The organism is Oryzisolibacter propanilivorax (genome assembly GCF_900103645.1).
Taxonomy (GTDB): Bacteria; Pseudomonadota; Gammaproteobacteria; order Burkholderiales; family Burkholderiaceae_C; genus Melaminivora; species Melaminivora propanilivorax.
In genome coordinates this window covers 226,551-250,697 of sequence record NZ_FNHP01000001.1, presented here as the reverse complement: position 1 = coordinate 250,697, position 24,147 = coordinate 226,551, and the positions used below count along the sequence as shown (strand labels likewise).

The window sequence follows — 24,147 nt, the reverse complement described above, 5'->3', positions numbered from 1 at the left end:
CAAGTTCAAGGCTTCACATCCGGATGCGGTTTCGGACTACAGCGCAGTCAGCGACAGCGTTCAGACACTGCGCACATGAACACCCCATTCGCCCTCCGCCGACCGCCTTTCCAGCCCTTCTGGACCTTGCTGCTGCTTGCCGGTTCGCTATCGGCGGCGATGGCGCAGCCCACTGCGGCGCCAGGGGTGGGTCCCAATCCCGCCCTGCCGGCACCGGACAAGGACGGGCTGATCCCTACCGTCAACATCGCCCCGGCCGAGCGCTGGCCAGAGGGAAAAATGCCACGGGCGCCAGCGGGCTTCACCGTCACTGCATTCGCCACCGGGCTCGACCATCCGCGCTGGGTCTACACCCTGCCCAATGGCGACGTGCTGGTGGCCGAAAGCAACAAGCCCGGACCAGAGCCCGGCACCAAGGATGTGCATTCGGAAGGGCTCAAGGGCAAGGCCATGGGCGTGGTCATGAAACGTGCCGGTGCAGGCGTGCCCAGCGCCGACCGCATCACCCTGCTGCGCGATGCCGACGGTGACGGAATTGCCGAAAGCCGGACGGAATTCCTCAAGGGCTTGAAGTCTCCGTTCGGCATGGCCTTGGTCGGCGACCAACTCTATATCGCCAACGCCGACGCCATCGTGCGCGTTCCCTATGAGCGCGGCCAGACGAAGAGCAGCGCCACGCCATCGCATGTCACCGACCTGCCCGCAGGCGCCAATCACCATTGGACCAAGAACATCATCGCCAGCGCCGACGGCAAGCAGCTCTACGCTACCGTGGGCTCGAACAGCAACATCGGTGATAACGGCATGCAGGCCGAGCAGGGCCGCGCCGCTATCTGGCAGGTGGATTTGCCCGGCGGCGCGAAGCGCCTGTTCGCCAGCGGTTTGCGCAACCCCAACGGCTTGGGCTGGGAACCGCATAGCAAGGTGCTGTGGACGGTAGTCAACGAGCGCGATGAACTGGGCAACGACCTCGTGCCCGACTACCTCACGTCGGTGAAGGAAGGCGCGTTCTACGGTTGGCCCTGGAGCTATTGGGGGCAGAACGTTGATGCCCGCGTCCAGCCACCCAACCCGGAAATGGTGGCCAAGGCCATCGCACCTGACTATGGCCTGGGCGCGCACCGCGCACCGTTGGGACTGGCGTTTTCGGACGAACGCATGCCTGCGCCCTATGCCAACGGCGCATTCATCGGCCAGCATGGTTCCTGGAACCGCAAGGAGCTGGCAGGCTACAACGTGGTGTTCGTTCCTTTTGCCGAGGGCAAGCCCGCCGGCGCACCGGTCGAGTTCCTGACCGGCTTTCTGAGCAGCGACGGCAAGGCCTATGGCCGGCCGGTGGGCGTGGCGCTGGACGGTAAGGGCGCGCTGCTGGTGGCAGACGACGTCGGCAACGCCATCTGGCGCGTGGCGCCACAAAAGTGAGGCCTTGCCAGGCAAGCAATTATTCAGAAAGCCATCGGCAAAACAAAAGGCCCTGCACCGAAACGATGCAAGGCCTTGATTTCATTGGTCGGAGCGGCGGGATTCGAACTCGCGACCCTCTGCTCCCAAAGCAGATGCGCTACCAGGCTGCGCTACGCTCCGACAGCGCGCATTCTAACCCGTAGAGGCGTTCCCAAAACCAAATTGCAGAGCTTTCGCCGTGAAAAGCGTCATCGATTGCTCGATGGTCCAGGCCCACGGCCGGGCAGGTGGCGGAAGGTGATGCGGCCCTTGGTCAGGTCATAGGGCGACATTTCCAGCGAGACCTTGTCACCGGCCAGGATGCGGATATGGTGCTTGCGCATCTTGCCGCCGGTATAGGCGATCAGCTGGTGTCCGTTGTCCAGCGTTACGCGGAAGCGCGAGTCGGGCAGCACTTCAGTGACGCTGCCCTGCATCTCGATGAGTTCTTCTTTGGCCATGAATGATGATGATTTCTGGAAACGCAGATACGCAAGGCGACAAATCCGAACGATGCGTAGGCCGTGAACCACGCATGCTCCGGCATGCAGGCGCCAGACGCAAAACAATGCAATCTGGAAGAAATACCGTGCCCGAAGACACACAACCCGAATGTCGCGTGCTGGCTGATGGCACGCTGCCCGGGCAAGGCCAGCGGTAGTAAAACGCGCTGCACGACAACCATAAATTGTAGCGCGCGGCATCGCGCGCAACACAGGCGTCAGCGCGGCGCAACAGCCCGCGCCAGGGCTCGCACCAGATCGGTCTGGGTGATGATTCCAGCCAGCTGACCCTGCTCGTCCACCACCGGAAAATGGTGATGCCCGGCCTCGGAAAACAACGGCACCAGGTCCATCAGCGGCTGCCCTGCCTGCACCTGCTGCGCCGGTATGCTCATCAGGCTGGCCACCTGGTCGGGCTGACGCGAGCGCCCCAGGATCAGCTTGCGCAGCCGCTCGCCGACACCTTCGTGCGTATCCAGATTGGCCAGGCGCATGAAATCGGCCACGGTGATGATGCCCACGACATCGCGCCGCGGCCCGATCACCGGCAGCGCCTTGACGGCCTGGCGGCGCATCAGCGTCCAGGCGTCGGCCAGCGCTGTCCCGGGCACCACCGCATGTACCGGCGCCGACATGATGTCGCTGCAGCGCAGCTCGCCCAGCGTGCGCTGGAAAGCCGCCCGTCCGGCCAGATGCAGCAGACCTTCCAGGTCGGCGCGGCTGATGTCCAGCACATCGTTGTAGTGCGCCAGGGCCGCGTCCACGTCGGCCGAGGTGAATGCACTGCCACCGGCCGGCGCTGCCGCCGCGGCTGCCTTCTGGCCATGCGGGTAGCTGCGGCCGGTCAGGTGGTTGTAGACGATGGCCGCCAGCACCAGCACGCTGACATTCAGCAGCAGCGGGCCGGCGGCCGGCAGCGTGGCTTCCGGCGGGTGCAGCACGGCGAACAGCGCCAGCGCGCCGCCCGGCGGGTGCAGGCAGCGCAGCGCCAGCATGGCCGCCACTGCCAGCCCCACCGCCATGCCGCAGGCCAGCACGACATCGCCGATCCAGCTGGCGCAGGCAATGCCGGTGAGGAACGACACCGCCGAGCCCGCCAGCACCGCCCACGGCTGCGCCAGCGGACTGGCCGGCACGGCGATCACCAGCACCGCGCTGGCGCCAATGGACGCCACCATCCAGGGCGTGGGCAGGCTGGTCTCCAGCTGATGCGCCAGCACTGCCACCAGCGCAATGCCCAGCCCCGTGCCGAGCACCATCCGCACGCGCTCGTGCCAGGTGATGCCCACCGGCTGGGGGAAGAACAGGCGCAGCCAGTCCATGCAGGCGCGGCGTCCGGGCATGGCGGCGGGCCGCAGGTCGGCAGCGGTGCGGAGAAAGCGAAAGGAGGGCATCGGAGGCCAATGCGCAGCGCCACGGTCGGGCGCTGCCCGAGAGCTTGGGGGACGCGGGGAAAACCCGCGATTATCCGCCGCTGGCGCTGCATCCTGTGGCCCACTGGAACGGCTTTTTGCTTCAACCGCCACCCCTACAATGGCCGGCCGCCCTGCTTGGAGCCCTGCCCAGTGTCTGACCGCCTTGCCGTCCTGCCCCAGTATCTGCTGCCCAAGCAGGCCATCACCATACTGGCCGGCTGGTTCGCCAACGCCCGCGCCGGTGCGCTGACCACTGCGGCCATCCGGCGTTTCGTGGCGCACTACGGGGTGGACATGGAAGAGGCCGCCGAGCCCGACATCACACGCTACGCGACGTTCAACGACTTCTTCACCCGCGCCCTGAAGCCCGATGCACGGCCGCTGGCATCGGCCGACGTGATCTGCCCGGTCGACGGCGCCGTCAGCCAGCTGGGAGCGATTGACCGGGACCGCATCTTCCAGGCCAAGGGCCACGACTACGGCACCGCCGCCTTGCTGGGCGGCGACGCGCAGCTGGCGCGCGAGTTCGACAACGGCAGCTTTGCCACGATCTACCTCAGCCCGCGCGACTACCACCGCATCCACATGCCATGCGATGGCCGGCTGCTAAGCATGGTGCATGTGCCTGGCGTGCTGTTTTCCGTCAACCCGCTGACGGCACGCGGCGTGCCCGGGCTGTTCGCGCGCAATGAGCGGGTGGTGTGCCTGTTCGACACGCCACTGGGCCCCATGGCGCTGGTGCTGGTGGGCGCGACCATCGTCGGCAGCATGGCCACCGTGTGGCACGGCCAGGTCAACCCGCCGCGCACGGGCCAGCTGCAGCGCTGGGACTATGCGGACCAGCAGGTCGTGCTGCGCAAAGGCGAGGAAATGGGCCGGTTCATGCTCGGCTCGACAGTGGTGCTGCTGTGGCGCCAGGGCGCGCTGCGGTTCGAGCAAGGCTGGGGTGCGTTGCGTCCAACACGGCTGGGCGAAGCGATGGCGCGGCGCGCCTGAAAAGGCGCTGGCTTCAGGTCGGCTGCGGCACGCGGCGCGTGGTGAACAGCGTCGGATCCAGCTCCAGGCTCAGCGGATCGACCGGCTCGGTCCGGCCCACCAGGTACACCGTCAGGTCATGGCGCCGCAGCGCGACATGGCTCACCGTTTCCCAGGCGCCGGCATGGCGCACCCGTGTACCAGGCCTGTACAGCGGCATGCGGAAACGCTCGCTCCAGCCCCACGGCACTATGGCGTGGTCCTGCGGAGACGGGCTGCTTGAGGCGAGTTCCATGGCTTGGGATTTTAATGAAGCATCCCGCATGCGCCAGAGTCCACCTACATAACCCGGCCATTCCCAGCGTTCCAGTGCCGCCTGAACAGGCGCAGTGCACACACTCCATGAGACGGAACACCGCCGCAGGCGGCTTGCGTCACCAAGTGGCATGGCAGGGTATTCGGGGTTCCTATAATTTGCCTTCCATGTTGCGCTGGCTGCTCACCCTTCTTGCCCTGCAGTTCCTGCTGGGCATGGGCGTGTCCGCGTATGCGCACGGGCTGCCTGTGGATGCCGGCCCTGCGCCGCTCGTCGCGACGGTGCACGACTCGCAGCACTGCACCGCTGCATCCGATCTGCTGGCGCTCGAAGACAGCCCGGGTGACGTAACGCCGGATGCAGGCATCGACCTGCCAGACGACCAGGAATTCCACCAAGTGTGCAGCCCGCGGCGGACCGCGCATTTCAGCTGCCCGGGTCTGGCCGAGGTGGCGCTTGCCTGCGCACCGCCACGGCGCCTGCTGCGCCCGCCTCGCGCCTGAAGGCCGGCGCGCGCACGCTCGTGCGCGCCCCCACGCCGGTCTGCCTTTCCTGCTTCCTGCACCGCGCGCCTGCTGGCGCCGCCTTGCGCCCAGCACGGCCAGCGTTGCACCCCATTCGCTCACCCCCGGAGCAACCCCATGCGTCTGACCACCCGCGGCAAGCTTGCCGTCACTGCCATCACCGACCTGGCCCTGCGCTCGCACGGCCAGCCCGTGGCCCTGCCCTCCATCAGCGCCCGCCAGGGCATCTCCCTGTCGCACCTGGAGGACATCTTCGGCGCCCTGCGCCGCGCCGGCCTGGTGCGCAGCAGCCGCGGCCCGGGCGGCGGCTACACCCTGGCGCGGCCAGCCGAACAGCTGAGCGTGGCGCAGATCGTGCAGGCTGCCGAGGCTGCGCTGTCGCCCCCGGCACGCAAACGCAGTGCCGCCGTCGCCGAGGCGCCGGACATGACTGCCGAGCTGTGGACCAGCTTCCAGAGTCGGGTGATGGACTACCTGCAGTCGGTCAGCGTCGCCGACCTGGTGGCGCAGCAGGCCGCCGATCCGGCGGCGCTGCAGCGGCAGGACAGCACGGCCGTCCGGCGCCGGGCCGGCACGCCAGCACGCCAGCTGCCCGCGCCCGATGTGCCGAACTCGGTTTTTGCCCTGGGCCTGTCTGCGTCCTGACCCGCTCGACACACAAAGTCACCAGCGAGACTTTTCGGCGACATTAACCACATTCCTGACGAGGACGGCCTGACTACAATCGCCCGCTGATTTTTCCCAGGGTAAACCCTTGGGGTTGCGCAGCACCACGGGAAATACAGGGCTTTGTCCACAGTCCAGGTCCATCACATGCAAGCCGGCTCGGGCCACCCGCCCGCGCCTGCCCTGCCCTACAACCCGGCGCTGGACGGCCTGCGCGCCGTGGCCATCGTGCTGGTCATCCTGTCACACGCGCACGCGCCGCCGTTCGACGGTGCGTTCTACGGCGTGGACGTGTTCTTCGTCCTGAGCGGCTTTCTCATCACCTCGCTGCTGCTGATCGAACTGCAGAAAAGCGGCCGGCTGGACTACTGGCGCTTCTATCGGCGGCGCTTCTTCCGGCTGATGCCGGCGCTGGTGCTGTTCCTGGCCGCCTACTGCCTGGTCGCGCCGCGCGTGTGGCCCGAGCTGACGGACATGTGGAGCGACGCGCTGCTGTCGCTGCTGTACCTGGCGGACTATGGCATCGCCTTCTTCGACAGCCCTGGCACGCTGCTGCACATGTGGTCGCTGTCGGTGGAGGAGCACTTCTACCTGGTCTGGCCGCCGCTGCTGGCATTGCTGGTGCGCTGCACCGCGCCAGGCCGGCGCTGGCGGCCGATCGCCGGCCTGGTGCTGCTGGCCTGGGCCTGGCGCGTGCTGTGGGTGCTGCGCGGCCAGCAGTTCTACGAGATCTTCTTTCGCTTCGACACCCGCGCCACCGGGCTGCTGATGGGCGCGCTGCTGGCGGCGTTGCTGCACGAGCGCCCGGCGTGGTTCGAGCGGCTGCGCGCGCGGCTGTCGCACGGCATGTGGTTCGTGCTGGCGGTGCCGCTGCTGCTGGCCCAGACCTGGGACGACATGAACGTCATGGCCTGGGGCATGACGGTGGTCGAATGCGCCAGCGCGGTGCTGCTGCTGGCGGTGCTGCAGCAGCGCGGCGCCGCCTACGAGGCGCTGTCGGCGCCGGCGCTGGTGCTGGTGGGCAAGCTGTCCTATGGCATCTACCTGTGGCACTACCCCATCGTGCGCTGGCTGCGTGCCGACCAGCACTGGCTGGTGACGGCGGTCGCAGGCTTTGCCCTGTCCGCCGCCATGGCGGCACTGTCGTACTACACCGTCGAGCGCTGGGCACTGCGGCGCCGCGATGGCGCGTTCGCAACACACAGGCCGCCGGCGCCATCACCCCTGGCGCAGCCACGGCGCGGCACCCGCTGACATCCGCAGCGCTACTTGAACGATAGCTGCAGGCCATTGTGCTTCATGGGCTTGAGGCCGATTTGACCTGAAAACTCCAATTCCGTCCGCCCCTGCGGCGTGATGCCTGCTGCCGCTACACTGCGCGCTTTCTTTTCGCTGGCCAGCCCGGCCGCACGCCCATCGGTGGCGCGCGGCGTGCAGGCTTTTTTTGTCTGCGGCAGCGCCTGCCCGTTCCATCCGCCCGACATGTCCACGGTCTTCAACTTCACCTTCGTGCCCTGGTTCCGGTCGGTGGCGCCGTACATCCACAAGTTCCGCCACCAGACCTTCGTGGTCGGGCTGACGGGCGAGGCGATTGCTGCCGGCAAGCTGCAGAGCATCGTGCAGGACCTGGCGATGATCCAGGCCATGGGCGTGAAGATCGTGCTGGTGCACGGCTTTCGACCCCAGGTCAACGAGCAGTTGGCCGCCAAGGGGCATGCGGCGAAGTATTCGCACGGCATGCGCATCACCGACCCGGTGGCGCTGGACAGCGCGCAGGAGGCGGCCGGCCAGCTGCGCTACGAGATCGAGGCTGCCTTCAGCCAGGGCCTGCCCAACACGCCCATGGCCGGCGCGCGTGTGCGCGTGATTTCGGGCAACTTCCTCACGGCGCGGCCGGTGGGCATCGTCGATGGCGTGAACTTCCAGCACACCGGGCTGGTGCGCAAGGTGGATGTCGAAGGCATCCGCCGCACGCTGGAATCGCAGGCGCTGGTGCTGATCTCGCCGTTTGGCTTCTCGCCCACGGGCGAGGCGTTCAACCTGTCGATGGAGGACGTGGCCACGCGCGTGGCCAGCGAGCTGCGTGCCGACAAGCTGCTGTTCCTGACCGAGGTGCCGGGCGTGCGCACCCAGCCGTTTGAGCCACCCGGCGAGGACAACCCGGTCGATACCGAGCTGCCCCTGGCCGCCGCGCGCCGCCTGCTGGCGCAGCTGCCGGCGCCGCAGGTACCGACCGACGTGGGCTTTTACCTGCAGCACTGCGTGCGCGCCTGCGAGCACGGCGTGGAGCGCAGCCATATCCTGCCGTTCGCGGTGGACGGCGCGCTGCTGCTGGAGATCTACGTGCACGACGGCATCGGCACCATGGTCATCGACGAGAAGCTGGAAGAGCTGCGCGAGGCGACCATCGACGACGTGGGCGGCATCATCCAGCTGATCGAGCCGTTCGAGCGCGACGGCACGCTGGTCAAGCGCGACCGCACCGAAATCGAGCGCGACATCGCCAGCTACACGGTCATCGAGCACGATGGCGTGATCTTCGGCTGCGCCGCGCTGCACCCCTACCCCGAGGCGCGCACCGCCGAGATGGCCGCCGTCACCGTCTCGGCGCAAAGCCAGGGCACGGGCGATGGCGAAAAGCTGCTCAAGCGCATCGAGCAGCGCGCCCGCCTGCTGGGGCTGGACAGCATCTTCGTGCTGACCACCCGCACCATGCACTGGTTCCTGAAGCGCGGCTTCGCCCCGGTCGATCCCAACTGGCTGCCCGAGGCACGCAAGCGCAAGTACAACTGGGACCGCAAGAGCCAGGTGCTGGTCAAGAAGCTGACGCCGTAGGGCCTGTCCTACCCGCCCAGCGCCGCGCGCCGCACGGCAGCGGCGGCAAGCGCGGCCTAAGGTGGCCTTCAGCAAGGAGGCCACGATGACCGATCCACTAATCTACCGCGACCGCAGCGAGGCCGGCCAGGTGCTGGCGCGCGCGCTGGAGCACTACCGCAACACTGACAACGCCCTGGTGCTGGCCCTGCCGCGCGGCGGCGTGCCCGTCGCCTACGAGGTGACACGCGCGCTGGGCATTCCGTTGGATGTCTTCCTGGTGCGCAAGGTCGGCCACCCGCGCCAGCGCGAATACGCCATCGGGGCCCTGGCCAGCGGCGGTGCGCTGGTGCTGGAGCCCCACGGCGAGCAGCTGCCCGGCGCCGAGATCGACCCGGTGGTGCAGGAGGAAACGCTGGAGCTGGAGCGGCGCGAGCGCCTGTACCGGCACGAGCGCCCGCTGCCGCCGATCGCCGGGCGCACCGTGATCGTCGTGGATGACGGCCTGGCCACCGGCGCCAGCATGCGAGCCGCCCTCCAGGCACTGCGCGCGCAGCAGCCCGCGCGGCTGGTGGTGGCCGCGCCGGTGGGCGCGCCGGACACCTGCCGCGCCCTGGGTGCGCTGGCCGACGAGGTGGTCTGCCCCAGGCAGCCCGAGGACTTCGAGGCTGTGGGCCGTTGGTACCAGGATTTCGCGCAGCTCAGCGATGAGGAAGTCCTGGCCTTCCTGCAGCGCGCGCTGCTGCGCACGGCGCAGTCGCCGTCATGAGCGCAGCCCCTGCGCCGAATCGCGGGCTGCAGCACGACGACGTGCGGCTGCTGCAGGCACTGCGCCCGCACTTGCGCGCGTTCAAGCGCGCCGACACGGCGCCGGGCCTGCTGGAGCTGGTCGGCGATGCGCACTTTGTGCTGATCGGCGAGGCCAGTCACGGCACGCACGAGTTCTACTTGGAGCGTGCGCGCCTGACCCGGCGCCTCATCACCGACCACGGCTGCGCCGCCGTGGTGGCCGAGGCAGACTGGCCCGACGCGCTGCGCGTGCATCGCTATGTCTGCGGGCGCTCCGACGATGCCGACGCGGAAGCCGCACTGTCCGGCTTCGAGCGCTTTCCGACCTGGATGTGGCGCAATACGGTCATGGTGGAGTTCGTCGAGTGGCTGCGCGAGCACAACCGCCACCTGCCGCCCGGGCGCCAGGTGGGCTTTTTCGGCATGGACCTGTACAGCCTGTACGGCTCCATCCAGGCGGTGACGCAGTACCTCGACGAAGTGGACCCCCAAGCCGCCAGCCGCGCCCGCGCGCGCTACGCCTGCTTCGATCACCGGGGCGAAGAGGACAGCCAGGCCTATGGCCACGGTGCCGCCTTCGGTGCCCGCCCGAGTTGCGAGGACGAGGCCATCGCCCAGCTGTTCGAGATGAACCGCCGCGCCGCCGCACAGCTGCAGGCGGGCGAGCCCGACGAGGCCTTTTACGCCCAGCAGAACGCGCGCCTGGTGCGCAATGCCGAGCAGTACTACCGCAGCATGTTCCACGGCCGCGTCTCCACCTGGAACCTGCGCGACCAGCACATGGTGCATACCCTGGCGGCGCTGCTGCAGCACCTGCAGGCCACGCACGGCGCCGCGCCGCGCCTGGCGGTGTGGGCGCACAACTCGCACCTGGGCGACGCCAGCGCCACCGAAATGGGCCGGCTGGGCGAGTGGAACGTCGGCCAGCTGGCGCGCGAGCGCTGGCCGGGCGACTGCGCGCTGATCGGCCTGTCCACCTTCCACGGCCGCGTGACGGCGACCTCCGAATGGGACGGCCCGGCCGAGCGCAAGCGGGTGTGCGACGGCCTGTCCGGCAGCTACGAGCGGCTGTTGCACGACTGCGACATGGACCGGCTGTGGCTGCCGCTGCGCGGCAACCCGGCGCTGGCCGGACTGCTGCAGGCCGAGCGCCTGCAGCGCGCCATCGGCGTCATCTACCAGCTCGGGACCGAGCGCCAGAGCCATTACTTCCATACCCGGCTGCCCGCGCAGTTCGACGCGCTGCTGCACATCGACCGCACGCACGCACTGCAGCCGCTGGTGCACGAGCCGCTGTGGCACGGTAGCGAGGGCGACGTGCCTGAGACCTGGCCGAGCGGGCTGTAGGTAGCATCGGGCGCATGTCCACGCCTGCCTGCTCCGTATCCGACGCATCCGATGCCCAGCCCGCGCCCCCTGGCGTACCCGTGCTGTATTCGTTCCGCCGCTGCCCCTACGCGATGCGTGCCCGGCTGGCGCTGGCCGTGAGTGGCCAGCGCGTCGAGCTGCGCGAGGTGGTCCTGCGCCACAAGCCGGCCGCGCTGCTGCAGGCCTCGCCCAAGGCCACCGTGCCGGTGCTGGTGTTGCCCGATGGCGACGTGCTGGAGCAGAGCCTGGAGATCATGCTGTGGGCGCTGCGGCGCCATGATCCGGCGCATTGGCTGGAGCCGACGCACGGCACGCTGCAAGAAGCCCTGGCGCTCATCGCCGAATGCGACGGCCCTTTCAAGCAGGCGCTGGACCGCTGCAAGTACCCCGAGCGCCATCCAGACAGCCATCCTGCCGCCGCACGGGAGCAGGCGCATACCTGGCTGCAGGAGCTGGAACAACGCCTGCGGTGCCACGCCTGGCTGCTGGGCGAACATGCCACGCTGGCCGACATGGCCCTGCTGCCCTTCATGCGCCAGTTTGCCGCCATCGACGCGGCACAGTGGCTGGCCCTGCCCTGCTCCGGCGTGCAGGCCTGGCTGCAGCGCTGGCTGGAAGGCCCGCTGCAGGCGCGCAGCATGGACAGGCACGCGGCGTGGGCGCCAGGCGCCACGCCGGTGTTCTTCCCGCCCGCCTGAAACGCCACAGGGCGCCCGAAGCGCCCTGTGACAACATGCGAAAGCGAGGCGATCCGCTCGTCAGGCCACGGCGGCGCGGCGCCCGGCGCCCGGGCGGGCCTGACGCAGCAGCAGCACCAGCAGCATCAGCCCTATCACCACGAAGCACACGAACGACCAGTTGGCGATCGAGCCGCCCAGGAAACGCCAGTCCACCGCCGTGCAGTCGCCCGAGCCGCGGAAGATCATCGGGATGGCGCGGCTGATCGGGTAGTTCTCGATCATCCCGTAGAAGTCGCGCCCGCAGGTCGCCACTTCGGGCGGGTACCACTGCAGCCAGCTCTGGCGCGCGGCGACGAAGGCGCCGAAACCGGCGGCCAGCACCCCCAGCGCAGTGAACGCCAGCCGCCAGCCTCGCCCCCGCCCCGCTGCTGCCAGCGCCGTGAACACCGCCAGCGCGATCAGTGCATAGCGTTGCACGATGCACATCGGGCAGGGCTCCAGCCCGACGGCGTATTGCAGGTACAGGCCGAAACCCAGCAGGCCCACGCAGGTCGCGGTGGTCAGCGCCAGCACGCGGCGCGGTGCGCCATCCATCCATTCGAGCAACATCTGTCGAAACCCCTTTTCTCGTCATGCGGGCGCGCCGGGCGGCGCACCTGCCCACGGGGCAAGGCGCTCAGATGCCGGCGGCTTGGTCCAAAAACACCTGGGCGCGGCGCGGCGTCACCACCAGCGTCTCACCCTCGCGCAGTGCCATGGCATGGAACTGCTGCGCCGGAATCTGCGCCTCGATCAGGCCGTCCGACTGCGTATTGTCGGCGGATGGAGTGCCGCCCTCGGGCACAAGTTCCAGCCGGGCGATGGGGCCGACGACGATGGCGCGTGCCAGCTGCGCCACGATGCCGCTCGCGCGGTCCTGCGCCGCGCCGGGCACGTAGCGCTCCACGTCCAGGTCGTGCGGGCGCACATAGGCCCAAGCGGCGGTGCCGTCGCTGGGCGTGGCGTGGCCGTGCGGGCTGTCCAGCTGCAGGCCTTCGTCCAAGTGGATGCGCCCGCCGCTGGCGCGGCCCTTGAACAGGTTCACGTCGCCCAGGAAGCCATAGACGAACGGGCTGGCCGGGTTGTCCCATACCTGTTGAGGCGTGCCTTCCTGCTCGATGCGGCCCTTGTTGATGACCACCACCCGGTCGGCCACCTCCAGCGCTTCCTCCTGGTCGTGCGTGACGAAAATGCTGGTCACGTGCAGCTCGTCGTGCAGGCGGCGCAGCCAGCGGCGCAGTTCCTTGCGCACCTTGGCGTCCAGCGCGCCGAAGGGCTCATCGAGCAGCAGCACCTTGGGCTCGACGGCCAGCGCGCGCGCCAGGGCGATGCGCTGGCGCTGCCCGCCCGACAGCTGCGACGGGTAGCGCTCGGCGATCCAGTCCAACTGCACCAGCTGCAGCAGGCTCATCACTTTTTCCTTGATCTGCGCTTCGCTGGGGCGCTCGCGGCGCGGCTTCATGCGCAGGCCGAAGGCCACGTTGTCGAACACCGTCATGTGCCGGAACAACGCGTAGTGCTGGAACACGAAACCCACGCCGCGCTCGCGCACATGCACGTCGGTGGTGTCGGCGCCGCTGAAGTGGATGCTGCCCTCATCCGGCGTCTCCAGCCCGGCGATGATGCGTAGGAGCGTCGTCTTGCCACAGCCCGACGGGCCCAGCAGCGCGATCAGCTCGCCCGAGGCGATGTCCAGGTTCACATGGTCCAGCGCCCGGAAGCTGCCGAACTGCTTGCTGACGTTGCGGATTTCGATGCTCATTTTTTAATAGCTATAGGCCATTTGTGTATCAGGACAAAAGGCCGTTTTGACAGTATTTTTCGCTCAATGGGTCGGCGTAGGCCGCTCGGGCGGCAGCGCGGCCGCCGCGCGGCGCTCGCGCTCGCTTTGCCACTCGGCGCCGGTCTTGATGGCCAGCGTGACCAGTGCCAGCAGCGCCAGCAGCGACGCCGAGGCGAACGCCGCCACCGACTGGTACTCGTTGTAGAGAATTTCCACGTGCAGCGGGATGGTGTTGGTCTGCCCGCGGATGTGGCCCGAGACCACCGAGACCGCGCCGAACTCGCCCATGGCGCGCGCATTGCACAAGATCACGCCGTACACCAGGCCCCACTTGATGTTGGGCAGCGTGACGTGCCAGAAGGTCTGCCAGCCGCTGGCGCCCAGCACCACCGCCGCCTGCTCCTCGTCGTTGCCCTGCGCCTGCATCAGCGGGATCAGCTCGCGCGCGATGAAAGGGAAGGTGACGAACACGGTGGCCAGCACGATGCCCGGCACGGCGAAGACGATCTTGATGTCGTGCGCCGCCAGCCACGGCCCCAGCCAGCCGTTGGCGCCGAACACCAACACGTACATCAGGCCCGCGACCACCGGCGAGATGGAAAACGGCAGGTCGATCAGCGTCGTCAGGAACGCCTTGCCGCGGAACTCGTACTTGGCGATGCACCAGGCGGCGGCGACGCCGAACACCAGGTTGAGCGGCACAGCGATCAGCGCGGTGAGCAGCGTCAGGCGGATCGCCGCCCAGGCATCGGGCTCCTTCAGCGCTGCCAGGTAGGCGTCCAGCCCCTGGCGCAGCGCCTCGGCGAACACGGCGGCCAGCGGCAGCACCAGGAACAGCAGCAAGAAGGCCAGCGCGATGCCGATCAGCAGCCACTGCAGCCAGCGCGCCTCGGTGGTGCCGGCCAGCGCACGCCGCGCGGGAGCGGAAGAAGACGGCGCGCTCATGCCGGCATCCCCGCGTGGCGCCGCTGCCAGGCCTGCAGCGCGTTGATGACCAGCAGCATGACGAACGAGATCGCCAGCATCACCACCGCCACGGCGGTGGCGCCGGCCACGTCGTACTGCTCGAGCTTGCCGATGATGATGAGGGGCGTGATTTCCGAGACCATGGGCACGTTGCCGGCGATGAAGATGACCGAGCCGTACTCGCCGATGGCGCGCGCGAACGCCATGGCGAAGCCGGTGAGCAGCGCCGGCGTGATGCCCGGCAGGATGACGCGGGTGAAGATCTGCCAGCGCGTGGCGCCCAGGCTGGTGGCGGCCTCCTCCAGCTCGCGCTCAGAGTCCTGCAGCACCGGTTGCACCGTGCGCACCACGAACGGCAGGCCGATGAAGATCAGCGCGATGACCACGCCGCCGGGCTGGAACGCCAGCTGGATGCCCAGCGGCTCCAGGTACTGCCCCACCCAGCCGTTGCCGGCCAGCAGTGCCGTGAGCGAGATGCCGGCCACGGCCGTGGGCAGGGCGAACGGCAGGTCCACCAGCGCATCGACGATCTTTTTGCCCGGAAACGAGTAGCGCACCAGCACCCAGGCGATCAGCAGGCCGAACACCGCGTTCACGCAGGCGGCGATCAGCGAGGCGCCGAAGGTCAGGCGGTAGGCCGCCAGCACGCGCGGCGCGGCCACGGCCTCCCAGAACTGCGGCCAGCTCAGGGTGAAGGATTTGAGCAGCAGCGCGATCAGCGGGATCAGCACCACCACGCTCAGGTAGAACAGCGTGTAGCCCAGTGTCAGCCCGAAGCCCGGCAGCACCCGTCGCGGGCGGCGCCGGGTGGCTGGGGCCTGGGCCGCCTCGGGCGCCGCGGCGGCGCCCGTCATGACGGCAGCAACCATGGCGCGCTTCTTACTTGCCCGGCTGGTACAGCTTGTCGAACTGGCCGCCGTCGTTGAAGTGCACCTTCTGCGCCTCGGTCAGGCTGCCGAAGTACTTGGCCACGGTGAACTGCTGGATGGGCTTGAACAGGTCGGCGTGCTTCTTCAGGATGGCCTCGGAGCGTGGGCGGATGGCGTGCTTGGCGGCGATCTCCTGCGCCTCATCCGAGTACAGGTAGTCCAGATACGCCTTGGCCAGTTCGCCCGTGCCCTTCTTGGCCACCGTGCGCTCGACCACCGCCACCGGGTTCTCGGCCGTAACGCTGACCGACGGGTAGATGGCATCGACCTTGCCCTTGCCGAACTCGCGCTCGACCGACACGACTTCGGATTCGAAGGTGATCAGCACGTCGCCGATGTTGCGCTGCAGGAAGGTGGCCGTCGCGTCGCGCCCGCCCTTGGCCAGCACCGGCACGTTCTTGTACAGCTTGGCCACGAACTCCGCCGCCTGCGCGTCGGTGCCGCCCTTCTCGCGCACGCTGCCCCAGGCGCCCAGGTAGGCGTAGCGGCCGTTGCCGCCGGTCTTGGGGTTGACGACGATGACCTTCACGTCGGGGCGGATCAGGTCGTTCCAGTCGCGGATAGCCTTCGGGTTGCCGTGGCGCACCAGGAACAGCATGGTCGAGGTGGTGGGCGAGGCGTCGTGCGGGAACTTCTTCGCCCAGTCCTTGGCGACCACGCCGTTGTCGGCCAGGAACTGCACGTCGGTGGTGGTGTTGAAGGTCACCACGTCGGCCGCCAGGCCGTCGTTCACGGCGCGCGCCTGGGCGCTGGAGCCGGCGTGCGACTGGTCCACCTTGACGTCCACGCCCTTGGTCTTCTTGTAGTGGGCGACGAAGGCCTGGTTGTAGTCCTTGTAGAACTCGCGCGCCACGTCGTAGCTGACGTTCAGCAGGCTATTGGCCTGGGCGGCGGCGAGGCCGCTGGCGGCCACCAGGGCGGCGGCGACGAGGGTCTTGAGGGAAGTCTTGACGTTCATGGTTCTGATGCTGCAGGAAATGGCGGACCCGTAACGGGGCGTTTCGCCGGTATTGTCAGGACCGCGCTACAAAACCCAAACGAATCATTTCTTGTTTGTTTATCCAGAACTTGTATATGCCGCTTGCTGCGCCTGGCACAGCCGCACCCGCGCGGGCAACTCCTCGCCCAGAAAGTCCAGCAGGCTGCGCACCGCAGGCGCCAGGCCGCGGCGCGAGGCGAACACCGCGTGCACGATGCCGCGCGCCGGCGCCCAGCCGGGGAGCACCCGCACCAGCCGGCCGGCGGCGATGTCGGCGGCGCACAGGTAGTCGGGCAGCCAGCACAGCCCGGTGCCGGCCAGCGCGGCGAAGCGCAGGGTCAGCAGGTCGTCGGCCACGTAGCGCGGGCTGAAATGCAGCGTCTCCTGGCGCCCGCCGGGGCCGTGCAGCACCAGGCTGGCGCGCCCATCGGCGGCCGACATGGCCAGCGTGTCCATGTCCTGCAGCTGCGCCAGCGTGGCCGGCTGGCCCTGGCGCGCCAGCTGCGCCGGGCTGGCCACCAGCCACTGCACGCCCTCGCCCAGGCGCTTGACGACCAGGCTGCCGGCCTCGTCCAGCTGGCTGCGCACGCGCAGGGCGATGTCCACGCCCTCCTCCACCACGTTCACCACCCGGTTGCCGACCTGCATCTCGACCCGCACCGCCGGGTGGCGCGCGAGGAAGTCGGGCAGCAGCTCGCCGACCACCGACTGCGCCAGCGTCACCGGGCAGGCCAGGCGCACGGTGCCGCGCGGCTCGCTGTACACCTGCTCGACGGTTTCCTGCGCGGCCTGCGCCGCCTCGCGCAGCGCCAGGCAGTGGCGCAGGTAGGCCTGGCCGACCTCGGTCAGCGACAGGCTGCGCGTGGTGCGGTTCAAGAGACGCACGCCCAGGCGCGCCTCCAGCTCGGCCACGCGGCGCGAAAGGCGCGACTTCGGGATGCCCAAGGCGCGCCCGGCCGCGGCGAAGCCGCCGCGCTCGGCGACCTCGGCGAAATACAGCATGTCGTTCAAGTCCTGCATGGCGCGCCCTCATCGTTGCATAGACGGGACAATCTATCGTGCAGCTGGGGACTTATCAAGCATTCGCACCAAATACACAATGCCTGCATGCCCGCCGCTGCGGGTTCACCCGAATACGAGCCCAAAAAAGGATCACACCATGCGACTGCTGCACATCGACTCGGCCATCACCGGCGAACAATCCGTCTCGCGCCAGCTCACGGCGCGCATCGTGCGCGACTGGCTGGCCCACCACCCCGGCACGCAGGTCGAGTACCTGGATCTGGCGCAGGACGCGCCGGCCCACTTCACCCTGGACGCCATGGCGCCGCGCACCGGCCAGACCGACGGCCTGAGCGACGCGCAGCAGCGCGAGAACGCGGTGTCCGAGCGCCTGGTGCGCCAGTTCCTGGCGGCCGATGTGGTGGTCATCGGCGCGCCCCTATACAACTTCACCGTGCCGACGCAGCTCAAAGCCTGGATCGACCGCATCGCCCTGCCTGGCCGCACCTTCCGCTACACCGCCGGCGGCCCCGAGGGCTTGGCCGGGGGCAAGACGGTGTTCATCGCCTCCAGCCGCGGCGGCGTGTACTCGACGACCGAAGCCGGTCGCATGCTGGAACACCAGGAAAGCCTGCTGCAGACCGTCATGGGCTTTTTCGGCGTGACCGACTTACGCATCGTGCGTGCCGAGGGCACCGGCATGGGCCCCGAGGCGCGCGCCCAGGCATTGGCCGACGCGGCGCGCGCCAGCGCGGCGCTGACGCGCAGCGCCGCATCGAACCAGGACCGATTGGCGCAGATGGCGTGACGCCCGGTGGCCGGTGGCATCGCCCCGGCCAGGATTTTAGATTTTATATAAAAAGTGCCTCTAGCCCTTTGAGTACAAGGTCCGCAAGCTATTCAAACAATAGCAAACGCTTGGCTTATACCTGGGCAAAGCGCTTCACCCAGGCCACATAGCGGTCCAGCCAGCCCTGCACGAACTGCCGGCTGGCCTCGCCGATCTGGCCGTCTTCTTGGAACAGCCCGTCCTTGGCCTGGATGAACGCCTCGGGCTGAGCCAGCGTGGGCATGTCCAAATAGGCCAGCACGTTGCGCAGGTGCTGCTGCGCCATGCAGGTGCCGGCGGCGCCGATGGACACGCCGATCACCCCGGCCGGCTTGCCGGCCCAGGCGCTCTGGCCATAGGGGCGCGAGGCGTGGTCGATGGCGTTCTTCAGCACACCGGGGATCGAGCGGTTGTATTCCGGCGTCACGAACAGCACGCCCTGCGACGCCGCGACCTCGGTTTTCAGCCGGCGCACGCTGTCGGCCTGGTGCGCGTCGTCGTCCTGGTTGTAGGGCGGCAGGTCGTCGATGCGCAGCTCGGTCAGCACGACATCCTCGGGCGCCATGCGCCGCAGCGCGTGCGCCAGCTGGCGGTTGAAGGAGTCCTTGCGCAGGCTGCCGACGAGCACGGCGATGCGGAACTTGTCCATGGAAGAGGCCTTTGGTGGAGCCGCGTGCCGCGGCGGGTTGCTGGAATCGGGGATCAAGCCATCGTAATTCCATGCTTCGCACGGCGTCTGTCGGCCGGCGCCGCACTGACGCGCGCACGGGTGGCCAGCGGCGGCCGGCTCAGGGTGCGCAGCGGCTCAGGACCGCGTGGCGGCATCGTCCACGCCCATGATGGCCTGCACCTTGCGCACGAAGGCCGGGGCGTCGAAGGGCTTGACCAGCAGCTCCATGTCCTGGCCCAGCAGGCTCTGCTCGCTCATGGCGGCGCGCTCGGCGTAGCCGGTCATCAGGAGCACGCGGATGGACGGCAGGCGCTCGCGCGCCATGTCGGCCACTTGGCGGCCGTTGGGCCCGGGCAGGCCCACGTCGGTGATCAGCAGGTCGAAGTGCAGCGCGCCCGACAGCAGCGCCATGGCTTCGGTGCCGCTGGCGGCCTGCATGATCTGAAAGCCCATGTCGCGCAGCAGCTCGACCACCATCGAGCGCACCGTGGCTTCGTCCTCGACCACCAGCACCGCGTCGCGCCGGCGCTCGTGGTCGTGCGTGTCCAGCGTCGCCGGGGCCTCGTCCTGCGGCCCGTCCTCGCTGCGCGGCAGATACAGGTGTACCGTGGTGCCGTCGCCGATGCTGCTCTCGATCTCCACCGCGCCACCGGTCTGGCGCATGTAGCCGTAGATCATCGACAGCCCCAGGCCCGTGCCCTGGCCGATGGGCTTGGTGGTGAAGAATGGGTCGAAGGCGCGCTCGATCACCTCGGCCGGCATGCCGGTGCCGGTGTCGGAGACGCTCACCCGCACGTATTCGCCCGCCGCCATGCCGCTGCTGCCGCTGGCGATGGCGTGCTCGGCGCGCACCGGCGCATTGGCCGTCGCGACGCGCAGCCGCCCGCCCACGGGCATGGCATCGCGCGCGTTGATGGCCAGGTTCAGCACGGCGTTCTCGAACTGATGCAGGTCGGTGCGCACGTTCCACAGGCCGGGCGCAATGTCCAGGTCCAGCAGGATGTTCTCGCCGCAGCTGCTGCGCAGCATGGTCTCCAGCCCGCTCAAGGTGGCCGCCACGTCGGTGGCGCGCACGTCCAGCGGCTGGCGCCGCGAGAAGGCCAGCAGCCGCTGGGTCAGCGAGGCCGCGCGCCGCGCCGAGCCCAGCGCCGCGTCGATGTAGCCCTGCACCTCCTGCGTGCGGCCCTGCTGCAGGCGCCGCTGCATCAGCTGCAGCGGCAGCACGATGCCCTGCAGCATGTTGTTGAAGTCATGCGCGATGCCGCCCGTGAGCTGGCCGATCGCCTCCATCTTCTGCCCCTGGCGCAGGCGCTCCTGCGCTTCGCTGAGCTGCTGGGCACGCTCCAGGTCCTCGGTCTCGTCGCGCCCCACGGCATGCAGGAAGCCGTCGGCCGCCACCACCGACCAGGCGATGGTGCGCACCTGGCCGTCGCGGCGCATGAAGCGCATGCGCACTTGGCGCCGCTGCGTGCCGGTGCGCAGCATGGTGCCCTCGGCGTCCAGCTCGGCCGTGTCGCCGCCGAAGACGAAGGCACGCACATGGCGCCCCAGGGTATCGGCCTCGCTCCAGCCCAGCGCCGCCGTCCAGCCCGGGTTGACCGCGGCGATCACGCCATCGAAGCGGGCGACGATCATGATCGCGTCGGCCATGGTCCACAGCCGGTCGCGGTCGGCGGTGCGCAGCGCCACCTGCTGCTCGAGCGACGAGGCCTCGGCGCGCAGCTGCTGCTGCAGGTGGTGCATTTGCGTAGTCTCGATGACGGTGATGGCGAAGCCGCCGACCACGCCCACGTCATCGCGCACCGGGCTGAAGCAGAAGGTGAAATAAGTCTGTTCGGGATAGCCGAAGCGCTGCACCACCAGCGGCATGTCCTGCATGAAGGTGGCCTCACCCAGCAGCGCGCGCTCGGCCATGTGCTCGACCTGGCCCCAGGTCTCGTACCACACCCGATCGAAGGGCTGGCCCAGCGCCTCGGGCTTGTCGCCCAGGATGGGTCGGTAGGCGTCGTTGTAGAACGTGGTGCGATGCTCACCCCAGACCAGGCATTTGGGGAAATGCGAGGCCAGCATCAACTCCAGCACCACGCGCAGCGCCTGCGGCCAGCCCTCGATGGGACCCAGCGGGTGCGAGGCCCAGTCGAACGCGCGCACCTTGGCGCTCATCACGCCCGGCGCGTGTGGAAACTGAGTGGGGGCAATGCGGTTGTCGGCCATGGTGAATGCAGCGAAGGCCCGGCCCGGGCGCCGCCGGCGGACTGCCAGGCGATGCGCGCCACGCCGGGCACAGCCAGGGCCGCAGTCTAGCCGGCCACGGCGCGCCCGCAACCCTGCGCAAAAAGCGCTGCCCGCGGCGCGGCTTCAGCGCCGGTCGGCCAGGGCGTGGGCGATGGTGCCCAGGTCCACGTATTCCAGCTCGCTGCCGACGGGCACGCCGCGCGCCAGGCGCGTGACGCGCACGCCGCGGCGCTTGAGCGCCTCGGCCAGGGCGTGCGCCGTGGCCTCGCCCTCGGCGGTGAAGCTGGTGGCCAGGATGACCTCCTGCACCACGCCGTCCCCGGCGCGCTCCAGCAGTTCCTGCACACCGATGTCGCGCGGGCCCACGCCGTCCAGTGGCGACAGGCGGCCCATGAGCACGAAGTACAGGCCCTTGAAGGCACCGGTGCGCTCCATCGCCGCCTGGTCGGCGGGCGTCTCCACCACACACAGACGCGCGGTGTCGCGCCCCGGGTCCTGGCAGACCTCGCACAGCTCGCCCTCGGTGAAGGTGTGGCAGCGCACGCAGTGGCGCACGTGGCTGGACGCCTGCGCCAGCGCCTGCGACAGCAGCTGCGCGCCGGCGCGGTCGTGCTGCAGCAGGTGGAACGCCATGCGCTGCGCCGACTTCTGCCCGATGCCGGGCAGACGGCGCAGCGCCTGGATCAGCGCGTCAAGCGAACTGGTGTCGGACATGTCTCAAACCCACGTTGGCCAGGCAAGACCCTGGGAAAACTGGCGCCCCAAGCCGGCAGACGCCGTGGAGCCGGCTGCGCCGGACCAGTGGCATCGCCCCCGTCCCAGCGCGCAGCGCGCCAGAGAAGCGGGAAGGCCAGCAGGGCCTCAGGGGATGTACTTAGCTTAGAACGGGAATTTCATGCCCGGCGGCAGGCCCGGCATGCCGGCGGTGAGCTTGCCCATCTTTTCCTGCGAGGTCTCCTCGGCCTTGCGCACGGCGGCGTTGAAGGCGGCGGCGACCAGGTCCTCCAGCATGTCTTTGTCGTCGGCCAGCAGGCTGGGGTCGATGGTCACGCGGCGCACGTCGTGCTTGCAGGTCATCAGTACCTTGACCAGGCCGGCCCCGGCCTCGCCCTCAACCTCGATGTTGCCCAGCTCGTCCTGGGCCTTCTTCAGGTTGTCCTGCATGGCCTGGGCCTGCTTCATGAGGCCGGCGAGCTGTCCCTTGTTGAACATGGTGGTTTCCTTGAATGGGATGGAAAGAAAAAACGAAGAATGGGGCGAAGGATAGCCCGCCCCTTGCGCTCACGCCGGCTTGATGCTGCCGGGCACGATGCGCGCGCCGAAGTCGCGCATCAGCTGCTGCACGTAGGGATCGGCATGGACGATGGCCTCGGCGCGGCGCTGGCGCTCGCTGGCGGCGTGGGCGTTGCGCCGCGCCGGGCTGTCGCTGACGCGGCCGACCTCGACGCTGATCTGGCGCGCGCAGCCGGCCGCTTCCAGCGCGGCGCGCAGGCGCTCGTGCGCGACGGGCTGGTTCAGCGACTCGCGCTCGATGCGCAGCAGCCAGTGCTCGCCGTCGCGTGCCACCAGCTGTGACTGCAGTGCCAGCTCGCGCGTCAGGGCGCTGATGGCGCCCTCCTGCACCAGGCGCTGCACGGTGGCGTGCCAGACATTGCCGTCCTCGGTCGGCACCAGCGCCTCGGCGCCGGCCTGACGCGCCAGCGGCTGGGTTCGTGGGCCCGGCTCGGGTGCGGCACGCACCGGCACTGCTACGGTTTCAGTAGCTACTGGCCGTTGCTCGATATGGGCTTGCGGCAGATTTCGCCCAAACTCTTCAGGCGCACGCACGGGCAGGCGCACGGATGGGCGGGGAGCTTCGGGCGGCTGTTGCGCGTGCGTTGCCGGCTCCACCGCCAGCGGGGCGGCGCTGCGCTGAAGCGCAGGCGCTTGCGCAGTAGCAGAAGGCGTAGGCGCGTGTGCTGGCGCCGGCCGGGCCGACGGCGCCGTGGCAGGCAGGGTGGCGACAGCGTCAGCCGGGCCGGATTTCAGAGTTTTTTTTTCCGCCGTGCCCGCCTGCGGAGCCGGCGCCGGCTTGAACGCCAGCAGGCGCAGCAGCGCCATGGTCAGCGCGGCGTACTCGTCGGGCGCCAGGCCCAGCTCGGTGCGGCCGTGCAGACAGATGCTGTAGAGCAGTTGCGTCTCGTCGGCCGGCAGCAGTGCGGCCAGGCGGGCGATCTCGCCGGCCTCCGGGTCCTGCGGGTCGGGCTGTTGCGCCAGCTGTGGCACGGCCTGCAGCACCGCCATGCGCTGCAGCACGGCGCCCATGTCCTCGAGCGTGGATGCTGCCGACAGGCCGTGCGTGCGCAGCAGCTCGCAGGTCTGCACCACCGCCAGGCCGTCGCCGCGCGCCAGCGCGTCGATCAGCGTGAAGACATGGCTGCGATCGACGCTGCCGAGCATCTGGCGCACCGGCGCCTCCTCGACCTGCCCGCCGCCAAAGGCGATCGCCTGGTCGGTCAGCGACAGCGCGTCGCGCATCGAGCCGCGCGCCGCGCGCGCCAGCAGACGCAGCGCCGGCGGCTCGGCGGCGATGGACTCGGCCGCCAGCACGTGGCCCAGGTGCTGCTGCACCACCTCGGGCGCCATCGGCCGCAGGTTGAACTGCAGGCAGCGCGACAGCACTGTCACGGGCACCTTCTGCGGGTCGGTCGTGGCCAGCACGAACTTCAGATACTCCGGCGGCTCCTCCAGCGTCTTCAGCATGGCGTTGAACGCCGTGTTGGTCAGCATGTGCACCTCGTCGATCATGAAGACCTTGAAGCGTCCCTGCACCGGCTTGTAGACGGCCTGTTCCAGCAGGCCCTGCACCTCGTCCACGCCGCGGTTGGAGGCCGCGTCCAGCTCGGTGTAGTCCGGGAAGCGCCCTTCGTCGATCGCCGTGCACGCCGCGCACACGCCACACGGCGTGGCGGTGATGCCGCCCTGGCCGTCGGCGCCCTGGCAGTTCAGCGACTTGGCCAGGATGCGCGAGACGGTGGTCTTGCCCACGCCGCGCGTGCCGGTGAACAGATAGGCATGGTGCAGGCGCTGCTGGGTCAGCGCGTTGGTCAGCGCCTGCACCACATGCTCCTGGCCCACCATCTCCGCGAAGGTCTTGGGACGGTATTTGCGGGCGAGCACGAGGTAGGACATAGGGCCGTGATTCTATGTGTCCGTCTGCGGCCGAAGGGCTCTGCAGGCCGG

At 69.0% G+C, this 24,147-nt stretch carries 25 protein-coding genes and 1 tRNA gene; 10 read left to right on the top strand and 16 right to left on the bottom strand.

Annotated elements, in window-relative coordinates:
• Positions 1–75: 75 nt before the first annotated feature.
• Positions 76–1,422: a PQQ-dependent sugar dehydrogenase gene (locus BLQ61_RS01125; RefSeq protein WP_091565628.1), complete on the top strand. Its 1,347-nt coding sequence runs from the start codon at positions 76–78 to the stop codon at positions 1,420–1,422.
• An 85-nt stretch (positions 1,423–1,507) separates the two neighbouring features.
• Here BLQ61_RS01125 and BLQ61_RS01120 read toward each other — a convergent pair.
• The 3 genes from BLQ61_RS01120 to BLQ61_RS01110 form a co-directional block, all read right to left on the bottom strand.
• Positions 1,508–1,584, bottom strand: a tRNA-Pro gene (locus tag BLQ61_RS01120).
• Between the two features lie 68 nt (positions 1,585–1,652).
• Positions 1,653–1,904 (bottom strand): translation initiation factor IF-1, encoded by a 252-nt coding sequence (infA, locus tag BLQ61_RS01115; RefSeq protein WP_091565626.1) that lies wholly within the window; start codon positions 1,902–1,904, stop codon positions 1,653–1,655.
• A gap of 260 nt (positions 1,905–2,164) precedes the next feature.
• Entirely contained in the window at positions 2,165–3,289 is a 1,125-nt protein-coding gene (locus tag BLQ61_RS01110; RefSeq protein WP_245703759.1) for an HPP family protein, read from the bottom strand.
• Between the two features lie 222 nt (positions 3,290–3,511).
• Here BLQ61_RS01110 and asd point away from each other — a divergent pair, with 222 nt between their 5' ends.
• Complete coding sequence (gene asd / locus BLQ61_RS01105) at positions 3,512–4,357, top strand: archaetidylserine decarboxylase (protein WP_091565621.1); 846 nt, start codon at positions 3,512–3,514, stop codon at positions 4,355–4,357.
• Positions 4,358–4,370: 13 nt separating this feature from the next.
• On the opposite strand, the gene BLQ61_RS01100 is transcribed toward asd, so the two are convergent.
• A complete protein-coding gene (locus BLQ61_RS01100) occupies positions 4,371–4,631 on the bottom strand; it encodes a hypothetical protein (RefSeq protein ID WP_091565618.1) in 261 nt (86 codons plus the stop codon).
• A 188-nt stretch (positions 4,632–4,819) separates the two neighbouring features.
• On the opposite strand from BLQ61_RS01100, the gene BLQ61_RS01095 reads away from it, so the two are divergent.
• The 3 genes from BLQ61_RS01095 (at position 4,820) to BLQ61_RS01085 (ending at position 7,096) form a co-directional block, all read left to right on the top strand.
• Complete coding sequence (locus BLQ61_RS01095) at positions 4,820–5,155, top strand: hypothetical protein (protein WP_091565615.1); 336 nt, start codon at positions 4,820–4,822, stop codon at positions 5,153–5,155.
• Positions 5,156–5,293: 138 nt separating this feature from the next.
• Positions 5,294–5,821 (top strand): Rrf2 family transcriptional regulator, encoded by a 528-nt coding sequence (locus BLQ61_RS01090; RefSeq protein WP_091565612.1) that lies wholly within the window; start codon positions 5,294–5,296, stop codon positions 5,819–5,821.
• A 168-nt stretch (positions 5,822–5,989) separates the two neighbouring features.
• Entirely contained in the window at positions 5,990–7,096 is a 1,107-nt protein-coding gene (locus BLQ61_RS01085) for an acyltransferase family protein (RefSeq protein WP_091565610.1), read from the top strand.
• 11 nt (positions 7,097–7,107) lie between these two features.
• Here BLQ61_RS01085 and BLQ61_RS17150 read toward each other — a convergent pair whose 3' ends face one another.
• Positions 7,108–7,341 (bottom strand): hypothetical protein, encoded by a 234-nt coding sequence (locus BLQ61_RS17150; protein ID WP_139182701.1) that lies wholly within the window; start codon positions 7,339–7,341, stop codon positions 7,108–7,110.
• Between BLQ61_RS17150 and argA the strand changes: the two genes are divergently transcribed.
• The 4 genes from argA (at position 7,325) to BLQ61_RS01065 (ending at position 11,511) form a co-directional block, all read left to right on the top strand.
• Entirely contained in the window at positions 7,325–8,677 is a 1,353-nt protein-coding gene (argA, locus tag BLQ61_RS01080) for an amino-acid N-acetyltransferase (RefSeq protein WP_091566440.1), read from the top strand. The genes BLQ61_RS17150 and argA overlap by 17 nt on opposite strands.
• A gap of 85 nt (positions 8,678–8,762) precedes the next feature.
• Positions 8,763–9,425 (top strand): phosphoribosyltransferase, encoded by a 663-nt coding sequence (locus BLQ61_RS01075; RefSeq protein WP_091565608.1) that lies wholly within the window; start codon positions 8,763–8,765, stop codon positions 9,423–9,425.
• A complete protein-coding gene (locus BLQ61_RS01070) occupies positions 9,422–10,792 on the top strand; it encodes an erythromycin esterase family protein (protein ID WP_091565605.1) in 1,371 nt (456 codons plus the stop codon). Before BLQ61_RS01075 ends, BLQ61_RS01070 begins: the two co-directional genes overlap by 4 nt.
• 14 nt (positions 10,793–10,806) lie before the next feature.
• The gene (locus tag BLQ61_RS01065) at positions 10,807–11,511 is read left to right on the top strand and encodes a glutathione S-transferase (protein ID WP_091565602.1); all 705 of its coding nucleotides are present in this window, start codon (positions 10,807–10,809) and stop codon (positions 11,509–11,511) included.
• 60 nt (positions 11,512–11,571) lie between these two features.
• On the opposite strand, the gene BLQ61_RS01060 is transcribed toward BLQ61_RS01065, so the two are convergent.
• From BLQ61_RS01060 to BLQ61_RS01035, 6 genes are all read right to left on the bottom strand, one after another.
• A complete protein-coding gene (locus BLQ61_RS01060; RefSeq protein ID WP_175488180.1) occupies positions 11,572–12,102 on the bottom strand; it encodes a disulfide bond formation protein B in 531 nt (176 codons plus the stop codon).
• Between the two features lie 67 nt (positions 12,103–12,169).
• Complete coding sequence (locus BLQ61_RS01055) at positions 12,170–13,294, bottom strand: sulfate/molybdate ABC transporter ATP-binding protein (protein WP_091565599.1); 1,125 nt, start codon at positions 13,292–13,294, stop codon at positions 12,170–12,172.
• A 63-nt stretch (positions 13,295–13,357) separates the two neighbouring features.
• A complete protein-coding gene (gene cysW / locus BLQ61_RS01050) occupies positions 13,358–14,260 on the bottom strand; it encodes a sulfate ABC transporter permease subunit CysW (protein WP_091565598.1) in 903 nt (300 codons plus the stop codon).
• Positions 14,257–15,135, bottom strand: coding sequence for a sulfate ABC transporter permease subunit CysT (gene cysT, locus BLQ61_RS01045; protein WP_091565597.1), 879 nt, complete (start codon positions 15,133–15,135; stop codon positions 14,257–14,259). Before cysT ends, cysW begins: the two co-directional genes overlap by 4 nt.
• Positions 15,136–15,160: 25 nt before the next feature.
• The gene (locus BLQ61_RS01040) at positions 15,161–16,168 is read right to left on the bottom strand and encodes a sulfate ABC transporter substrate-binding protein (protein ID WP_091565595.1); all 1,008 of its coding nucleotides are present in this window, start codon (positions 16,166–16,168) and stop codon (positions 15,161–15,163) included.
• A 99-nt stretch (positions 16,169–16,267) separates the two neighbouring features.
• Entirely contained in the window at positions 16,268–17,209 is a 942-nt protein-coding gene (locus BLQ61_RS01035) for a LysR substrate-binding domain-containing protein (RefSeq protein WP_091565592.1), read from the bottom strand.
• A gap of 139 nt (positions 17,210–17,348) precedes the next feature.
• Here BLQ61_RS01035 and BLQ61_RS01030 point away from each other — a divergent pair, with 139 nt between their 5' ends.
• Positions 17,349–17,999, top strand: coding sequence for an FMN-dependent NADH-azoreductase (locus BLQ61_RS01030; RefSeq protein ID WP_091565589.1), 651 nt, complete (start codon positions 17,349–17,351; stop codon positions 17,997–17,999).
• A gap of 115 nt (positions 18,000–18,114) precedes the next feature.
• Here the strand turns inward: BLQ61_RS01030 and BLQ61_RS01025 are convergent, their stop codons facing one another.
• The 5 genes from BLQ61_RS01025 to dnaX form a co-directional block, all read right to left on the bottom strand.
• A complete protein-coding gene (locus tag BLQ61_RS01025; protein ID WP_091565587.1) occupies positions 18,115–18,669 on the bottom strand; it encodes an NADPH-dependent FMN reductase in 555 nt (184 codons plus the stop codon).
• Positions 18,670–18,825: 156 nt separating this feature from the next.
• A complete protein-coding gene (locus tag BLQ61_RS01020) occupies positions 18,826–20,904 on the bottom strand; it encodes an ATP-binding protein (RefSeq protein WP_245703757.1) in 2,079 nt (692 codons plus the stop codon).
• Between the two features lie 144 nt (positions 20,905–21,048).
• Positions 21,049–21,639, bottom strand: a complete 591-nt coding sequence (gene recR, locus BLQ61_RS01015; RefSeq protein ID WP_091565585.1) for a recombination mediator RecR — start codon at positions 21,637–21,639, stop codon at positions 21,049–21,051.
• A 165-nt stretch (positions 21,640–21,804) separates the two neighbouring features.
• Positions 21,805–22,137, bottom strand: coding sequence for a YbaB/EbfC family nucleoid-associated protein (locus BLQ61_RS01010; protein WP_091565582.1), 333 nt, complete (start codon positions 22,135–22,137; stop codon positions 21,805–21,807).
• A 69-nt stretch (positions 22,138–22,206) separates the two neighbouring features.
• Positions 22,207–24,096, bottom strand: a complete 1,890-nt coding sequence (dnaX, locus tag BLQ61_RS01005; protein WP_091565580.1) for a DNA polymerase III subunit gamma/tau — start codon at positions 24,094–24,096, stop codon at positions 22,207–22,209.
• Positions 24,097–24,147: the final 51 nt, after the last annotated feature.

Bases quoted from the DNA above. Each gene is read 5' to 3' on its own strand.
- BLQ61_RS01125 (WP_091565628.1), top strand. From the start codon at position 76: ATGAACACCCCATTCGCCCTCCGCCGACCGCCTTTCCAGCCCTTCTGG.
- infA (WP_091565626.1), bottom strand. From the start codon at position 1,904: ATGGCCAAAGAAGAACTCATCGAGATGCAGGGCAGCGTCACTGAAGTG.
- BLQ61_RS01110 (WP_245703759.1), bottom strand. From the start codon at position 3,289: ATGCCCGGACGCCGCGCCTGCATGGACTGGCTGCGCCTGTTCTTCCCC.
- BLQ61_RS01100 (WP_091565618.1), bottom strand. From the start codon at position 4,631: ATGGAACTCGCCTCAAGCAGCCCGTCTCCGCAGGACCACGCCATAGTG.
- BLQ61_RS01095 (WP_091565615.1), top strand. From the start codon at position 4,820: ATGTTGCGCTGGCTGCTCACCCTTCTTGCCCTGCAGTTCCTGCTGGGC.
- BLQ61_RS01090 (WP_091565612.1), top strand. From the start codon at position 5,294: ATGCGTCTGACCACCCGCGGCAAGCTTGCCGTCACTGCCATCACCGAC.
- BLQ61_RS01085 (WP_091565610.1), top strand. From the start codon at position 5,990: ATGCAAGCCGGCTCGGGCCACCCGCCCGCGCCTGCCCTGCCCTACAAC.
- argA (WP_091566440.1), top strand. From the start codon at position 7,325: ATGTCCACGGTCTTCAACTTCACCTTCGTGCCCTGGTTCCGGTCGGTG.
- BLQ61_RS01075 (WP_091565608.1), top strand. From the start codon at position 8,763: ATGACCGATCCACTAATCTACCGCGACCGCAGCGAGGCCGGCCAGGTG.
- BLQ61_RS01070 (WP_091565605.1), top strand. From the start codon at position 9,422: ATGAGCGCAGCCCCTGCGCCGAATCGCGGGCTGCAGCACGACGACGTG.
- BLQ61_RS01065 (WP_091565602.1), top strand. From the start codon at position 10,807: ATGTCCACGCCTGCCTGCTCCGTATCCGACGCATCCGATGCCCAGCCC.
- BLQ61_RS01060 (WP_175488180.1), bottom strand. From the start codon at position 12,102: ATGTTGCTCGAATGGATGGATGGCGCACCGCGCCGCGTGCTGGCGCTG.
- BLQ61_RS01055 (WP_091565599.1), bottom strand. From the start codon at position 13,294: ATGAGCATCGAAATCCGCAACGTCAGCAAGCAGTTCGGCAGCTTCCGG.
- cysW (WP_091565598.1), bottom strand. From the start codon at position 14,260: ATGAGCGCGCCGTCTTCTTCCGCTCCCGCGCGGCGTGCGCTGGCCGGC.
- cysT (WP_091565597.1), bottom strand. From the start codon at position 15,135: ATGACGGGCGCCGCCGCGGCGCCCGAGGCGGCCCAGGCCCCAGCCACC.
- BLQ61_RS01040 (WP_091565595.1), bottom strand. From the start codon at position 16,168: ATGAACGTCAAGACTTCCCTCAAGACCCTCGTCGCCGCCGCCCTGGTG.
- BLQ61_RS01035 (WP_091565592.1), bottom strand. From the start codon at position 17,209: ATGCAGGACTTGAACGACATGCTGTATTTCGCCGAGGTCGCCGAGCGC.
- BLQ61_RS01030 (WP_091565589.1), top strand. From the start codon at position 17,349: ATGCGACTGCTGCACATCGACTCGGCCATCACCGGCGAACAATCCGTC.
- BLQ61_RS01025 (WP_091565587.1), bottom strand. From the start codon at position 18,669: ATGGACAAGTTCCGCATCGCCGTGCTCGTCGGCAGCCTGCGCAAGGAC.
- BLQ61_RS01020 (WP_245703757.1), bottom strand. From the start codon at position 20,904: ATGGCCGACAACCGCATTGCCCCCACTCAGTTTCCACACGCGCCGGGC.
- recR (WP_091565585.1), bottom strand. From the start codon at position 21,639: ATGTCCGACACCAGTTCGCTTGACGCGCTGATCCAGGCGCTGCGCCGT.
- BLQ61_RS01010 (WP_091565582.1), bottom strand. From the start codon at position 22,137: ATGTTCAACAAGGGACAGCTCGCCGGCCTCATGAAGCAGGCCCAGGCC.
- dnaX (WP_091565580.1), bottom strand. From the start codon at position 24,096: ATGTCCTACCTCGTGCTCGCCCGCAAATACCGTCCCAAGACCTTCGCG.